Below are 13,953 nucleotides of genomic sequence, written 5' to 3'. Positions count from 1 at the left end.
GCGGTAGAGGAACTGCCCCTTACGCCGCGTGGTCGGTGATGTAGCCCGTGGCGGTGCCGAGGTTGGCGGTGCCGTGGGTCAGGTGCAGCAGGAAGTTCTCCGTGCCCTCGGTGACGTTGTCGCCGTTGATGTGGACGGAGACCGTCTTGCTCGTCTCGCCCGGCTGGAAGGTCAGGCTGCCGTGGGCGGCGGTATAGTCGCTGCCGGCCTTGGCGGTGCCGTCCTCGGTCGCGTAGTCGATGGTGGTGGCGGTGGTGACCGCCTTGGCCAGCTGCACGGTGAAGACCGCCTCGTCGCTGCCCGGCACCGAACCGGATTGGCCGGAGCTGGACGCCAGACCCGCCTTGATGATGTTCATCTTGGTCGGATCGATGGTCTTGTAGTCCTTCTCCAGCAGGCCGCCGACGTCGCCCGATTCCGGGGTCCAGGCCCAATAGGTCCAGTTCATGCCCTGCTGGCCGGCCGGCAGGTCGCTCTTGCCGTCCAGGTTCCAGTCGCCGTTCATGTACTTGACGAAGGCGTTGGCCCAGGTCTGCTCGGCCGCGCTGTTCATCTGGCCGCCGAACTCGCCGATCAGGACCGGGGCGATGTTGTTCTTATAGATGAAGCCCCACATGCCGTCATACTGCGCCGGCAGGTTGTTGGGGAAGTTGCTGTCGGTCAGCCAGCTGAAGTTGCCGACGCTCTGGCCATAGGCGTGCGGCGAATAGACCAGCTTGTTCGGCACGTCGAACTCGATGGGATGGTTCTTCACGCCGGCCAGCGTGCTGCTCCATTCCGTGCCCTCGACCAGCAGCAGCCAGTCCTTGTTCACGGTCTGGATCGAGTTGCCGATGCGCTCGGCCGCCGCGGCCCAGTCGGTGGCCTGGTTGCCGTCGCCCCAGGTGGCGGTGACGCTCGGCTCGTTGTGCAGGTCGGCGCCGATCACCGCGTCGTTGCCGGCATAATGCTGGGCCAGCATCTTCCAGTCGGCGATCACCTTCGATTCCGGGTTGTTGGCGGTATACCACAGCCCATGCTCGTTGGTGCCGGCGCCGCCGTCGTTGCGGTGGTGGTCCAGGATCACCTTCATGCCGACCTTGCCGGCGTAATCGATGACCTTGTCATAGACCTGCAGGCGGGTCAGACCCTTCAGGTCCGGGTTCTTCGAGTAATCGATGCCGTTGGTCACGGCCTCGCTGTCGAACATGTCGTCGGCCCAGGTCAGGCGGATGACGTTGAAGCCCAGGCCCTTCATGCTGTCGATGTGGCCCTGGTAGCTGTCGGCCCACAGGCCGGCGGGCACATAGTTGTAGCCCTCGCCGCCGAACCAGTTCACGCCGGTCAGGCGGACGTTGTTGCCGCTTTCATCGACGATCTGGTTGCCGTTGGTGTGCAGGAAGCCGTTGATCGAGCCGCTGCTCTGCACCATGCCCGGATCGGACGCGGTGACGTTGCCGACCTTCAGCGACAGCGAGGCGTCGCCCGTCGAACCGCCAGTGGAGCCGCCCGTCGAACCGCCGGTGGACCCACCCGTGGACCCACCCGTGCTGCTGCCGCCCTTGCCCGCGTCGGTGGAGCCGCCGGTCGAGCCGCCCGTGCTGCTGCCGGTGGCCGCGAAATGGCTGGCGTCCAGCTTGGCGGTCAGCGTGGCGTCCCAATAGAGGTCGCTGGTGGCGCCCAGCTCGGCGCCGTCCGCCGTGCGGTGGACCGACATGGCGGCGTCGGTCGCCGCCACGGTCTTGCCGTCGACGCCGACGCTGTGGACATACAGGTTGCGGTCGCTGCCGCCGATGACGGCGTCATTGTCGTACTTCACCTCGACCGCATGGGCGGTGCCCTGCGCCAGATCGGCGGTGAACTTGAAGTCCTTGGCGTCCGGGCTGGTGGCCGTGCCCTCGCCGATCTGCTTGCCGTCGACCAGCACGGTGAAGTGCGCGCCTTCGCCGCCCGCCGAATTGCCGGCGGCGTTGACGGTGATGACGTTCTGCGCAGTGCCGGCGGCGGGCACCGCCGGAGTGGCGGCCACCGGGGCGGCGTAATGGCTGGCGGGGGTCTTGAAGGTCAGCGCGCCGTCCCACCACATGGCTTCCTGGCCGGCCTGGGTCGGCGCCGGGGCGGCATCGTCATGGCGCTCATAGACGGCGTCGGTCGGCTTCAGCGTGTGGCCGTTCACCTCGATCGACTGAACATAGAGGTCACGATTGGCGGCGTTCGCGGTGTCGTTGTCGTAGACGACCTGGACGGTATGCGCGGTGTTCGCCGCAAGGTCGGCGGTGAAGCTGTAGGCCTTCGACGAGGTGGCGGCCGCATTGGCCGAACCGACCTCCTGACCATCCACCAGAAGCTTGAAATGCGGCGCGACGCCATCCTGGGACTGGCCGTAGGCGTTGACGACGATCTTGCTCGGCGCGGTGGTCGTGCTCATGACTTCAATCCTATGTCCGTTGTGTTGAAGCCATGCTGGGGCTTGAATGGTTAACGAAACCTTTCCAAGTCCGGTTAACTTTTCTCGAAGCTTGTGGCAAATTTGGCCCAGCCGATCACAGGGCCGCTCTAGGGGGACGAGTCATGGCAGCAAACTATATCCCATCTTGGTCACAGGTTTTTCGATCATTCCCACAGTCTTCTTTTCATCACAACAGTATATTCTTTGTCTGCACTCACTTTTGCAAGATAATCTCGAAAGACATAGACCAACCAATCCCCGACAATATGTGCATACACGCATCATCCTTTCAAAAATACCGCCGATTGATGCCATATGTTCGCCGATTATACTGACCCATTTGGACACTGGATTGATAGATTGCTGTCGCGCTGGATTACGGCCATGGGGGTAAGCCGAATTCGAAAACGGCCTTTTTCGCCGACAAAAAAGTTAACACCCGTATCTTCGCAACGCCGCCCGCCGGGTTCGTTAAGAGATAAATTTACAGATTATATTCCTTTCATACCCAAATCGTTCGAGTGACGACCGTCACTTTCCTTCCGCCTGCCGCGCGGTATGATGGGATAAATCGATCGCCTGCGAAGGAACGGACCCATGGCCACCGGCACGCACGCCGCCTTTCTGAACAGCATCAAGGATGCGGCGCAATCGCGCATCAAGACGGGCGTCTTCGCCGATGCCGCGGCGTCGAAGGCGGAGATCGAGCAGGTCGGCCAGTCCATCGCCGCCAAATACCGCGGCGTCATCTCCGCCGCCCCGATCAAGAGCGAGGAGCGCGCGTCCCAGAAGGTCGGCATGGACTATGACGGCGACTGGCATTCCATCAAGGATCTGGCGCGCATGACCATCATCGTGCCGACCCTGGCCGATTGCCGTTCGGTGCTGGTCGATCTGAAGCGCGCCTTCACCGCCTCGCAGGGGCGCGGCCTGATCCAGGTGAAGGAGGTCGGCGCCGACGCCGATCCCTGCGGCTATTCCTCGACCACCGTCTTCGTCCGCACCTCGAACGGCCGTCCGGCGGAAATCCAGATCAACGTGCCGGAGATCATCTACGCCAAGCAGTCGGAGGAGAGCGTCCGCCGCATCCTGGGGCCGGTGCGCTTCATGAACATCAAGATGAAGTATCAGCTGGACGGCGGCCTGGGCCACGCCCTGTACGAGATCTACCGCGTCGCCCCCGGCTCCAGCCGCGGCCAGTCCGCCGCCGCCCTCAGCCGGAGCTATTACGCCTTCTTCCGCCAGACCGTTCCCAGCCCCGCCGCCGCGTCCGGCCTGCGCAAGGCGCTGCTGGACCTCGGCGTGCGCAAGCACTGACCGGGGCAGGGCGGGGGAAAGGGGCCGGAAGGGGAGGGCGCGCCGCTCAGCGCGCCGTTCAGCGTGCTTCCACCATGCCGATGAACTGCGCCAGTTCGGGCGTAGCCGGCCGGTCGAACAGCTCGGCCGGCGGTCCCTGTTCGATGATGCGGCCGCCATGCATGAAGACCAGCCGGTCGCAGACCTCGCGGGCGAAGCGCATCTCGTGCGTCACCAGGATCAGCGTCATTCCCTCTTCCGCCAGCTTGCGGACCACCCCCAGCACCTCGGCGACCAGTTCGGGGTCGAGCGCCGAGGTGATCTCGTCGCACAGCAGAACCTTCGGCGCCATCGCCAGCGACCGCGCGATGGCGACGCGCTGCTGCTGGCCGCCCGACAACTGCGACGGATAGGCGTTGAATTTCTGGCCCAGCCCGACCTTGGCCAGCGCCGCTTCCGCCGCGGCGCGGGTGGCCGCCTTGTCCTGCTTCTTCACCACCTTCAGCGCCAGCATGACGTTCTCGCCGGCGGTCAGGTGGGGGAACAGGTTGAACTGCTGGAACACCATGCCGACCTTCTGGCGCAGCGCCCGCAGGTCGATCTGGCCGGGATCGACGCATTCGCCGTCCACCTCGATGACGCCGCCGTCGATGCGCTCCAGCCCGTTGATGCTGCGCAGCAGCGTGCTCTTGCCCGATCCGCTGCGGCCGATCATGGCGACGACCTGACCCTCCTCCACCGCCATGTCGACGCCCTTCAGCACCTCCACCGGGCCGAAGGACTTGCGGATGCCGGACAGCTTCACAAGAGGCCTGCCGGTGGCGAGCCCACCGGCGACGGGCGTGTTAACGGGCGACATTGAGCTTCCTTTCCAGCGCCTTGGCCGACAGCGACAGCGGGTAGCACAGGGCGAAATAGATCAGCCCGACCAGCCCATAGACCAGGAAGGGCTGGAAGGTGGCGTTGGTGATCATCGTTCCGGCCTTCGTCACCTCGACGAAGCCGATGATGGAGGTCACCGCCGTGCCCTTCACCACCTGCACCGAGAATCCGACGGTCGGCGGCACGGCGATGCGCAGGGCCTGCGGCAGGATGACGTGGCGCATCTGCTCGCCGAAATTCATCGCCAGACTGGCGGACGCCTCCCACTGGCCCTTCGGCACCGCCTCGACGCAGCCGCGCCAGATCTCGGCGAGATAGGCGGCGGTGAACAGCGTCAGCCCGACGGCGGCGGCGGTCCAGGCCGTCGTCTCGATGCCGATCAGCGGCAGGGCGAAGAAGACGATGAACAGCTGCATCAGCAGCGGCGTGCCCTGGAACACCTCGATGAACAGCCGGGCCGCGACGCGCAGCGGCGGCACCGGCGACACCCGCGCCAGCAGCAGCAGCAGCCCCGCCACCCCGCCGGAAACGAAGGCGATCAGCGACAGCAGCACCGTCCAGCGCGCCGCCAGCAGCAGGTTGGACAGGATGTCCCACAGGGTGAACTCAAGCACGCGACACCCCCTTGGCGAACATCCGCCCGCCGACCAGGCTCAGGATCCAGCGCAAGGCCACCGCCAGCGCCAGATACAGCGCCGTCGCCAGGAAATAGACCTCGAAGGGGCGGAAGTTGCGGGACTGGATGAAGTTGGCGGCGAAGCTCAGTTCCTCCGCCGCGATCTGCGAGCAGACCGACGATCCCAGCATGACGATGACGATCTGGCTGGTCAGCGCCGGCCAGATCTTCCCCATCGCCGGCCCCAGCACGACGTAGCGGAAGATCTGCGGCCCGGTCATGCCCAGGCTGGCCCCGGCCTCGATCTGGCCCTTGGGCGTGGCGTCGATGCCGGCGCGGATGATCTCGGTCGAATAGGCGCCGAGATTGACGACCATCGCCAGCACCGCCGCCTGCCATTCCGCCAGCCGGATGCCCAGCGACGGCAGCCCGAAGAAGATGAAGAACAGCTGCACCAGGAAGGGCGTATTGCGGATCAGCTCGACATAGGCGCCGACCACCACCGCCAGCGGCTTGACCGTGGAGGTCCGCGCCGCCGCTCCGCCGATGCCGAGCGCCACCCCCAGCACCGTGCTGACCGCGGTCAGCCCGATGGTCGTCACTATCCCGTCCACCAGCACGGGCGTGTAGTCCAACAGGGACGAGAAATCGAAACTGTAGGCCATTATGCGGTGTCCGTAGGTGGGTGCCCCCTCCCCATCCCTCCCCCACCTGCGGTGGGAGAGGGGGTAGGACGCTTGTCAGGGTGGCTTTCCAGCGAGGCGGCGGCAGTCCCCTCTCCCGCGAAGCGGGGGAGGGTTAGGGAGGGGGCACCACGCCCCCGCTCACAGATCCTTCGGCAGCGGCGCATGCAGCCACTTCTTGGCGATGGCGTTCAGCGATCCGTCATCCTTCGCCTTGGCGATGATGGCGTTGACCTTCTCCATCAGCGGCCCTTCGTTCTTGTTCAGCCCGACGAAGCAGGGGGAGTTCTTGATCAGGAACTTCATGATCGGCTGGCGCGGCGGGTTGCGCTCGAAGATGGCGGCGGCGACGACGTTGCCGGTGGCGACCAGTTGCACCTGTCCCGACAGGAAGGCGGAGATGGTGCCGTTGTTGTCCTCGTAGCGGCGGACGGTGACCTTGTCCGACACGATCTTCGACAGCTCGATGTCCTCGACCGAGCCGCGGGTGACGCCGACGGTCTTGCCGTCCAGATCCTCCGGCTTCTCCGCCTTGATGTCGTCGGGGCCGAAGACGCCGTTGTAGAAGGGGGCGTAGGCGGTGGAGAAGTCGATGACCTTCTCGCGCTCCGCATTCTTGCCCAGGCTGGAGATGACCAGATCGACCTTGCCGGTGGTCAGGTAGGGGATGCGGTTGGTGCTGGTCACCGGAACCAGCTCGACCTTGGCGCCCATTTCCTTGGCGATCAGGGTGGCGGCGTCGATGTCGTAGCCGACCGGCTTCAGGTCGGTGCCGACCGAACCGAAGGGCGGGAAGTCCTGCGGAACGGCGACGCGCAGCACCTTTTCCTTGGCGATGCGCTCAAGCGCGTCGGCTTTTGCATGGGTCGGGGCCAGACCGCCGGCCAGAACCGCCGTTGCAAGGCCGAGAGCACCCAGAATCTTTGCGAACCGCATGGCACCTGATCTCCAGAGCGAAGGACGATGACCCCCTCCTTTTCAATCGGCGTGCCACTTCCGTCCTATGAATTCCGATGTGAGCCAAAGCACGGAAATGTTACGATTATCCCGTCATAGGCAAAATCCGTTACGCTTGTAACGCCACATAGGTCGCACTTCGAAAGCTGATTTTTTATGCAAATGCCGAAACCACGAGGCGATCAGCCTATGAAACAGGCAAACTCAGCCACCTCCGCGAGCGACGGCGCCGAGCCATCGCTGACCGCGCGCATCCGCGAGCGCTACGGCGATCTCAGCCCGCTGGAGCGGCAGCTCGCCGATGTGATCCTGGCCTGTCCGGGCGAGCTGTCGGGCTATTCGGCGACCGAGCTGGCGGGCCGGGCCGGCGTGTCGAAGATGACGGTGTCGCGTCTGGTCCGCCGCCTCGGCTATGCCGGCTTCGAGGAGGCGCGGCTGGCCGCCCGGCGCGGCGGCGACTGGGGCTCGCCCCTGTTCCTGCTGCCCCCCGGCGGCCCGGCTTCAACCTCCGAAAGCGATCCCGCGCCCTTGGAGGCGCATTTCCAGCGCAGTGCCGAGGCGCTCGCCGCCACCGCCCGCCAGACCGACCCGGCTCTGCTGGCCCAGGCCGCCCGCGCGCTTGCCGATGCCCGGCGGATCTGGGTCTGCGGTGCGCGCAACAGCGCCTTCCTGGCCGGCTATGCCCGCTGGCAGTTCATCCAGGTCCGCGGCGAGGTCCACCAACTGGCGGCATCCGGCGAGACGATGGCGGAGACGCTGGCCGACCTTAATCCTGGAGATCGGGGGCCCGGCGACCTGCTGTTCCTGGTCGGCATCCGCCGCCGCCCGCCGGCCATCGTCCGCCTGCTGCGTGCGGTGCGGGAGCGCGCGATTCCCACCATCCTGATCGCCGACAGCCACTCCGTCCTGGAGGCCCCGCCGCCGCCGCTGACCTTCCGCTGCGAGACGCGCAGCCTGGCGGCGCTCGACACCCATGTCGCCGCCCTGGCGGTGATCCACGCGCTGGCCGCCGAACTGATCCCCCTGACCGGCCCCGCCGGCCGCGCCCGCATCCGCGCCATCGAGGATCTGCACGAGCAGTTGGGGGAACTCTGACCCCGCCAGCCGCCTTGCTTTCCGGCTGCAATGGCGACACCTTGTTCAGGCACGCGAACAGTCGACGGGCTACTCCACCGGTTGCCCGCTCCGGCCGTTGCATTGCTGACCAGTCACCCCGCCGTCCCTCCAAGGTGGCCGCCGTCCCGTCGGCGCACCGGACGGCCCAGCCAAAGAGGACGGCCCCCGCGGCCGGAACCATATGCGCCGTCATCGCCGCGCCAAGATCGTCGCCACCGTCGGACCGGCCAGCAACTCGCCCGAGATGCTGAAGACCCTGTTCCTGGCCGGCGTCGACACCTTCCGGCTGAACTTCAGCCATGGCACCCACGACGACCACGCCAAGGTCCACCGCGCCATCCGCGAACTGGAGGCGGAGGTCGGCCGCCCCATCGGCATCCTTCAGGATCTCCAGGGTCCGAAGATCCGCGTCGGCACCATCCGCGACGGCAAGATCGCAGTATCCACCGGCGAGCAGATCCGCTTCGTGCTGAATGGCAGCGAGGGCGACAAGCGCTCCATCCCGCTGCCGCACCCGGAAATCTTCGCCGCCATCATGCCCGGCCACCATCTGCTGATCGACGACGGCCGCGTCCGCCTCGAGGTGACCGAGCTGGGCGACGACTGGATCGAGGCCCGCGTGGTCATCGGCGGCACCATCTCCAACCGCAAGGGCGTCAACCTGCCGGGCACCGTGCTCGACCTGTCGCCCTTGACCGCCAAGGACCGCGCCGACCTCGCCTTCGGGCTGGAGCTGGGCGTCGATTGGGTCGCCATGTCCTTCGTGCAGAAGCCGGGCGACATCATCGAGGGCCGCGGCCTGATCGGCGACCGCGCCGGCATCATGGCGAAGATCGAGAAGCCGCAGGCGCTGGAGCGGATCGACGACATCATTCGCCTGTCCGACGCGGTGATGGTGGCGCGCGGCGACCTCGGCGTCGAAATCCCGCACGAGGACGTGCCCGGCCGCCAGAAGGAGCTGGTGCGCGCCTGCCGTCTGGCGGTGAAGCCGGTGATCGTCGCCACCCAGATGCTCGATTCGATGGTCTCCGCCCCGACCCCGACGCGGGCCGAGGCATCGGACGTGGCGACCGCCATCTATGACGGCGCCGACGCGGTGATGCTGTCGGCCGAATCGGCGTCGGGCCAGTATCCGATCGAAGCGGTCACCATGATGGACCGCATCATCCGCTCCACCGAGCAGCACAAGCTCTATCACTCGCTGATCCAGGCGACCCATCCGGGGGAGGAGCACAGCCCGCCCCACGCCGTGGCCGCCGCGGCCGCCGATCTGGCCAACAGCCTGCATTCCTCGGCCATCGTCGCCTTCACCTCCAGCGGCACCACCGCGGCGCGCATCGCCCGCAAGCGGCCGGAGGTGCCGATCCTGGCGATCACCCCGGACAAGGCGGTGTCGCGCCGGCTCTGCCTGCTGTGGGGCGCCCACAGCGTGCTGTCCGACGACATCCGCACCTACGAGGAGATGGTCGACCGCGCCATCTCCACCGCGCGGGCGGAGGAGTTCGCCGGCCGGACCGGCACCATGGTCGTCGTCGCCGGCATCCCCTTCGCCCAGGCCGGCACCACCAACAACCTGCGCGTCATCCAGATGGACGGGAAGGCGTAAGGGCGGGAGGCCCCCGTTCCTTACCGGACGGGGGCCTCTCCTACCGTTCCATCTTCGTCGACAGCACGATCGACGACATCGTGCGCTCCACACCGGGCAGGCGGCCGATGCTGTCCAGCGCGGCGTCCATCGCGTCATGCGTCTCGGTGCCGACGGTGGCGCAGAGATCATACTGCCCGCTGATGCTGTGCAGCCGGATCACCTCCGGCATCTTGCGCAGGGCATGGACGGCGCGGTCGGCCAGCCGGGCGTTCACGCTGATCATCACCAGCGCCGACACCCCGCGGCGCGGCGCCGGGTCGCCCAGCTTCACGGTATAGCCGGCGATCACCCCGTGGCGCTCCAGCCGGGCGATGCGGTCCTGCACGGTGGACCGCGACAGCCCCAGCGCGCGGCCCAGCGCCGCCGTGCTGGTGCGCGCGTTCACCGTCAACAGATCGATCAGCCGCCGGTCGATGTCGTCCATGGAGGTCCGTCGCAGCAGGTCAGGGCGCGCAAAAAGGCCCTCTCCCGGGGCGGGAGAGGGGGGAAATACGCAGCCCCTCTTATCCCTCGCAGCCCGCCTGATAGCGCAGCATGGCGGCGCGGATGTCGTCGGGGATCGGCACCGCGGCGAAATCGTCCAGCGAGGTGGTGACCAGCGTCAGGCTGCCCGACAGCCGGACCTGCCCCTCATGCTCGCCGTTGATGCGCAGCTGAAGCGAGCTGCGGCCCAGACGTTCCAGCAGGACGCCAAGGGTCAGCGTGTCGCCCATGCGGCTGGGGATCACGAAATCGCATTCCGCATGCACGATCGGCAGGCCCAGGCGCCGCTGCAGGATCATCGTCGCATAGTCGATGTCCAGACCCTGGGTGAACCAGTCCTCCACCGCGCCGTTGAACATGTCGAAATAGACCGGGAAATAGACGATCCCGGCCGGGTCGCAGTGGGAAAAGCGAATGGGCCGCTGCATCCGGAAACAGCCCGGCGGCAACGGCCGGTGGCTGGGGTGATCGTCGGCGCGGCGCGGCCGCTCGCTGTACTCGTGCATCTCTCGGTCAATCCTCGTTCCGCTCGGCTTCCGGACATATGGGGGGCCGGAGCCTTACGGTCACCGCGTCTCATGCCGGCGGTAGACAGTTGTGGCTATTCCAAACAATCCGGGAAAAGCACCTTTCGTTCAACGGCTTCCTGCAGCAATAGGGGAAAGCCGCAATTTTCGCACGGCTCGCTGTTGCGGAAATGCTGCACTGCAATCACGACAACCGTGCGAATCGGCCCACGACAGGATTAGCCATAATTTGTCGCAGATTCGGCGCTTTTAAGCGAAAACATCACACAAAGATCCCGCCGGTCCTCGCCATCCTCCGCCGGCATCCGGGTTCAGGCCCAAAACGGACATCAGACCCCAGGGGCACGGCAATGCCCCGGGGCACATCAGGCGAGGACACCGAACCGATGGCCACCTCATCCACCAAGATCGTCGTCAACGCCCTGGGCAAGGCCGCAGGCGGCGTGAACGCCCATTTCACCCTGCTGGTCGACGGCCAGAAGGTGGGTGAGGGCACCGCTGGCACGACGGCGAAGGATTTCGTCTTCACGCCCGTGCTGACCACCGACACCGCGCACAAGGTGCAGATCCAGTACGACAACGATGCCGTCATCAACGGCCAGGACCGCAGCCTGACCGTCAACAGCATCAGCATCGGCGGCAAGACGGTCGCGCCGACCGCCGGCATCGTCAGCTACGACAAGGGCGCGCTCGACGGCAGGGACGTCGCCGCCGGCCAGTCGAACATGTGGTGGAACGGCACGTTGGTGGTGAACGCCGACAAGAGCTATTTCCCCGCCGCCACTCCCACCCCGGCGCCGGCCGCGTCCACGGGCGGCAAGGACACCATCGTCGTGAATGCGTCGGGCACCGCGGCGGGCGGCGTCAACGCCCACTTCAAGGTGCTGGTCGACGGCAAGCAGGTCGGCGAGGCGACCGCCGGCACCACCGCCAAGAATTTCACCTTCACCACCGATGCCGCCGACCGTGTCGCGCACAAGGTGCAGGTGCAGTACGACAACGATGCCATGATCAATGGCCAGGACCGCAGCCTGACCGTCAACAGCATCTCCATCAACGGCCACAGCTACGCCTCCACCAGCAGCGCCGTCACCTATGACAAGGGCGCGCTCGACGGCAAGGACGTGATCGCCGGCCAGAAGGGGATGTGGTGGAACGGCACGCTGGTGCTGAACGCCCCGGCGTCCGATTTCCCGGCCGGCACCACCACCACGCCGACGCCGACCACCCCCACCCCGACCACGCCGACGCCCACCAACCCGGCCCCCACCGGTCCGGCCTTCTACGTCGCCACCAACGGCAAGGACAGCTGGTCGGGCAAGCTGGCCGCCCCCAACGCCGACGGCACCGACGGTCCCTTCGCCAGCCTCGCCAAGGCGCAGGCGGCGATGCGCGCCGATCCCAACATCGACACCACCTACATCCGCGGCGGCGATTACCACCAGAACGGGCTGTGGCTGAACAGCCAGGACTCCGGCGTCACCTTCGCCGGCTACGGCAATGAGAAGGCGGTGATCCACGGCAGTTCTGCGGCGTCGGTGTCCTTCGGCCTCGGCGGCGCCAAGAACGTCACCATCGAAGGGCTGAGCTTCGCCGACGGCGTCACCACCGGCCATTACGTCTTCGCCGACAACGCCGCCGGCCTGACCTTCGCCAACAATGTGGTGAAGGGCGGCGGCTACGGCATCACGGTGCAGAACAGCGCCAACAGCAAGGTCACCGGCAACCAGTTCGACAACACCGGCGCCGAGTCGATCTTCGTCAAGGCCGGCTCCAACGCCACGCTGGTCTCCGACAACCTGATCCGGCATCCGAACGCCGCCGACCGCGGCGACGCCGGCATCTGGATCAACGGCAGCTCCGACGTCAAGGTCACCCACAACCAGATCGAAAACTCGCCGGAGAAGGCCATCGCCATCGGCTCGGTCCAGACGGATGGCAGCGACGCGGCCTATCGCGTGACCATCTCCTACAACAAGGTGATCAACGCCAACCTCGAGTCCAACGACGGCGGCGGCATCTACCTGATCAACCGCCAGCAGGATCTGGCCAATCACACCGTCGTCAACAACGACGTGTCCGGCACCACCGCGACCAACCCGACCGGGCAGGTGGCGAGCTGGGGCATCTATCTGGACGACTGGACCAGCGGCACCACGGTGAAGGGCAACGTCGTCCACGACAACATCGGCGGCGTCTTCCTGCATGGCGGCTGGAACAACACGGTCACGGAGAACGTGATCGCCGGCAACAGCGGCGCCCAGATCGGCCTGCAGCAGCCGGTGGCCTGGAGCGGCTGGAAGGGTCACGCCATGACCGGCAACGATATCTCCGGCAATGTCATCGACGTGCGCGAGGGCACGGCCGTCCACATCTATGGCCCGGCCAATGTCGGCAACCTGCACGACAACTTCTACAGCAGCCTGAACACCGCCGAGAAGGAGTTCGACGCCTGGCCGCAGGTGATGTCGAGCGGCGCCTGGGGCACCCTGTCGAACTGGCAGGCCGCCGGCTACGACAAGGGCTCGGTGATTCTGAACCCGGGCTTCGTCAATCCGGCTGCGGACGACTTCAGCCTGTCGTCGAACTCGCCGGTCTACGCCCATGGCTTCGACCACATCTCCGCCCACGACATCGGGCTGCTGGCCTGATCAACGCTTGTCGGCGACGGGAGATCCCCTCTCCCCCCGGAGGTGAGAGGGAGATCTCCCGTACAAGCCCTCATCCCCCGCCGGTCCTAAAACCTGCGGCCGGGCGGGGGCCGGCTGGAACCTTGGGGTGAACAAGGCGTTATGGCTTTCAGAAAGTCGCCCGGTCAGACGCCGGGGGTATCTTGAAGTGAAGACCGACCGCCCCAACCTGTCAGTCGTCATGCCGACCCCGCCTTCGAAAAGGACGGTGGGCGTCATCCCGAGAAAAACATCGGATGACCCGCCCGCGAAGCAGCTTCTGACGCAGAGTCCGAGGCAACTTCCGCAGGGGCGGCATGCCGCAGGTCTGCCCGGCATTCAGCCGGCGGCCAGCCAATTCAAGAGGAAACCATGGATCGCCAGGAATTCTGGATGAAGGACCCGGAGCTGAAGGCCGCCTACGAGGCTCTCGGCCCCAACTTCCGGCGCGAGGTCGAGCAAGCGCAACAGCGCCGCGGCCAGCGCACCCTGCAGGGTGCCGCCATCGCCTCTCGCGGCCGCTCCACCCGTCCCCACCAGCCCCATTCGGGCGCCGCCGCCCGCCGCTGAGGCCATATTTTCGCGCATGAACGGCCCCTTCGGGCCAGATCTGCGCGAGCGTGGATGGATCTGCGGAATAAAACGGAC

At 66.3% G+C, this 13,953-nt stretch carries 12 protein-coding genes; 5 read left to right on the top strand and 7 right to left on the bottom strand.

Annotation, left to right across the window (positions count from 1 at the left end):
• Window positions 1-19: 19 nt before the first annotated feature.
• Window positions 20-2,407, bottom strand: a complete 2,388-nt coding sequence (locus tag FZ938_RS12755) for a cellulase family glycosylhydrolase (protein ID WP_149198863.1) — start codon at window positions 2,405-2,407, stop codon at window positions 20-22.
• Window positions 2,408-3,025: 618 nt separating this feature from the next.
• Here FZ938_RS12755 and FZ938_RS12750 point away from each other — a divergent pair.
• Entirely contained in the window at window positions 3,026-3,745 is a 720-nt protein-coding gene (locus tag FZ938_RS12750) for a nucleotidyltransferase family protein (protein ID WP_149198862.1), read from the top strand.
• Between the two features lie 58 nt (window positions 3,746-3,803).
• On the opposite strand, the gene FZ938_RS12745 is transcribed toward FZ938_RS12750, so the two are convergent.
• From FZ938_RS12745 to FZ938_RS12730, 4 genes are all read right to left on the bottom strand, one after another.
• The gene (locus FZ938_RS12745) at window positions 3,804-4,583 is read right to left on the bottom strand and encodes an amino acid ABC transporter ATP-binding protein (RefSeq protein ID WP_149198861.1); all 780 of its coding nucleotides are present in this window, start codon (window positions 4,581-4,583) and stop codon (window positions 3,804-3,806) included.
• Window positions 4,570-5,220, bottom strand: a complete 651-nt coding sequence (locus tag FZ938_RS12740) for an amino acid ABC transporter permease (RefSeq protein WP_149198860.1) — start codon at window positions 5,218-5,220, stop codon at window positions 4,570-4,572. The genes FZ938_RS12745 and FZ938_RS12740 overlap by 14 nt, the downstream gene beginning before the upstream one ends.
• The gene (locus tag FZ938_RS12735; protein ID WP_149198859.1) at window positions 5,213-5,887 is read right to left on the bottom strand and encodes an amino acid ABC transporter permease; all 675 of its coding nucleotides are present in this window, start codon (window positions 5,885-5,887) and stop codon (window positions 5,213-5,215) included. Before FZ938_RS12735 ends, FZ938_RS12740 begins: the two co-directional genes overlap by 8 nt.
• 159 nt (window positions 5,888-6,046) lie before the next feature.
• Window positions 6,047-6,841, bottom strand: coding sequence for a transporter substrate-binding domain-containing protein (locus FZ938_RS12730; protein ID WP_149198858.1), 795 nt, complete (start codon window positions 6,839-6,841; stop codon window positions 6,047-6,049).
• A gap of 210 nt (window positions 6,842-7,051) precedes the next feature.
• Here FZ938_RS12730 and FZ938_RS12725 point away from each other — a divergent pair, with 210 nt between their 5' ends.
• Together FZ938_RS12725 and pyk are read left to right on the top strand one after the other, a co-directional pair.
• On the top strand, window positions 7,052-7,957 hold the full coding sequence (locus FZ938_RS12725) for a MurR/RpiR family transcriptional regulator (RefSeq protein ID WP_149198857.1): 906 nt from the start codon (window positions 7,052-7,054) through the stop codon (window positions 7,955-7,957).
• A gap of 202 nt (window positions 7,958-8,159) precedes the next feature.
• Window positions 8,160-9,584, top strand: coding sequence for a pyruvate kinase (pyk, locus tag FZ938_RS12720; protein WP_149198856.1), 1,425 nt, complete (start codon window positions 8,160-8,162; stop codon window positions 9,582-9,584).
• A gap of 40 nt (window positions 9,585-9,624) precedes the next feature.
• Here pyk and FZ938_RS12715 read toward each other — a convergent pair whose 3' ends face one another.
• Window positions 9,625-10,050, bottom strand: a complete 426-nt coding sequence (locus tag FZ938_RS12715; protein WP_149198855.1) for an Lrp/AsnC family transcriptional regulator — start codon at window positions 10,048-10,050, stop codon at window positions 9,625-9,627.
• 79 nt (window positions 10,051-10,129) lie between these two features.
• Window positions 10,130-10,615, bottom strand: a complete 486-nt coding sequence (locus tag FZ938_RS12710; protein WP_246457271.1) for an acyl-CoA thioesterase — start codon at window positions 10,613-10,615, stop codon at window positions 10,130-10,132.
• A gap of 407 nt (window positions 10,616-11,022) precedes the next feature.
• Here FZ938_RS12710 and FZ938_RS12705 point away from each other — a divergent pair, with 407 nt between their 5' ends.
• Window positions 11,023-13,287 (top strand): right-handed parallel beta-helix repeat-containing protein, encoded by a 2,265-nt coding sequence (locus FZ938_RS12705; RefSeq protein ID WP_149198854.1) that lies wholly within the window; start codon window positions 11,023-11,025, stop codon window positions 13,285-13,287.
• Window positions 13,288-13,677: 390 nt separating this feature from the next.
• Window positions 13,678-13,875: a hypothetical protein gene (locus tag FZ938_RS12700; RefSeq protein WP_174757065.1), complete on the top strand. Its 198-nt coding sequence runs from the start codon at window positions 13,678-13,680 to the stop codon at window positions 13,873-13,875.
• The last annotated feature ends 78 nt before the right edge of the window (window positions 13,876-13,953 follow it).

Source organism: Azospirillum oryzae (assembly GCF_008364795.1).
GTDB classification, from domain to species: Bacteria; Pseudomonadota; Alphaproteobacteria; order Azospirillales; family Azospirillaceae; genus Azospirillum; species Azospirillum oryzae.
The sequence above is the reverse complement of the archived record's forward strand: the minus strand, read 5'-3'. Positions and strand labels throughout refer to the sequence as shown.

Excerpts from the sequence above, each read along its gene's own strand:
- FZ938_RS12755 (WP_149198863.1), bottom strand. The coding sequence starts at position 2,407 with ATGAGCACGACCACCGCGCCGAGCAAGATCGTCGTCAACGCCTACGGC.
- FZ938_RS12750 (WP_149198862.1), top strand. The coding sequence starts at position 3,026 with ATGGCCACCGGCACGCACGCCGCCTTTCTGAACAGCATCAAGGATGCG.
- FZ938_RS12745 (WP_149198861.1), bottom strand. The coding sequence starts at position 4,583 with ATGTCGCCCGTTAACACGCCCGTCGCCGGTGGGCTCGCCACCGGCAGG.
- FZ938_RS12735 (WP_149198859.1), bottom strand. The coding sequence starts at position 5,887 with ATGGCCTACAGTTTCGATTTCTCGTCCCTGTTGGACTACACGCCCGTG.
- FZ938_RS12730 (WP_149198858.1), bottom strand. The coding sequence starts at position 6,841 with ATGCGGTTCGCAAAGATTCTGGGTGCTCTCGGCCTTGCAACGGCGGTT.
- FZ938_RS12725 (WP_149198857.1), top strand. The coding sequence starts at position 7,052 with ATGAAACAGGCAAACTCAGCCACCTCCGCGAGCGACGGCGCCGAGCCA.
- pyk (WP_149198856.1), top strand. The coding sequence starts at position 8,160 with ATGCGCCGTCATCGCCGCGCCAAGATCGTCGCCACCGTCGGACCGGCC.
- FZ938_RS12715 (WP_149198855.1), bottom strand. The coding sequence starts at position 10,050 with ATGGACGACATCGACCGGCGGCTGATCGATCTGTTGACGGTGAACGCG.
- FZ938_RS12710 (WP_246457271.1), bottom strand. The coding sequence starts at position 10,615 with ATGCACGAGTACAGCGAGCGGCCGCGCCGCGCCGACGATCACCCCAGC.
- FZ938_RS12705 (WP_149198854.1), top strand. The coding sequence starts at position 11,023 with ATGGCCACCTCATCCACCAAGATCGTCGTCAACGCCCTGGGCAAGGCC.
- FZ938_RS12700 (WP_174757065.1), top strand. The coding sequence starts at position 13,678 with ATGGATCGCCAGGAATTCTGGATGAAGGACCCGGAGCTGAAGGCCGCC.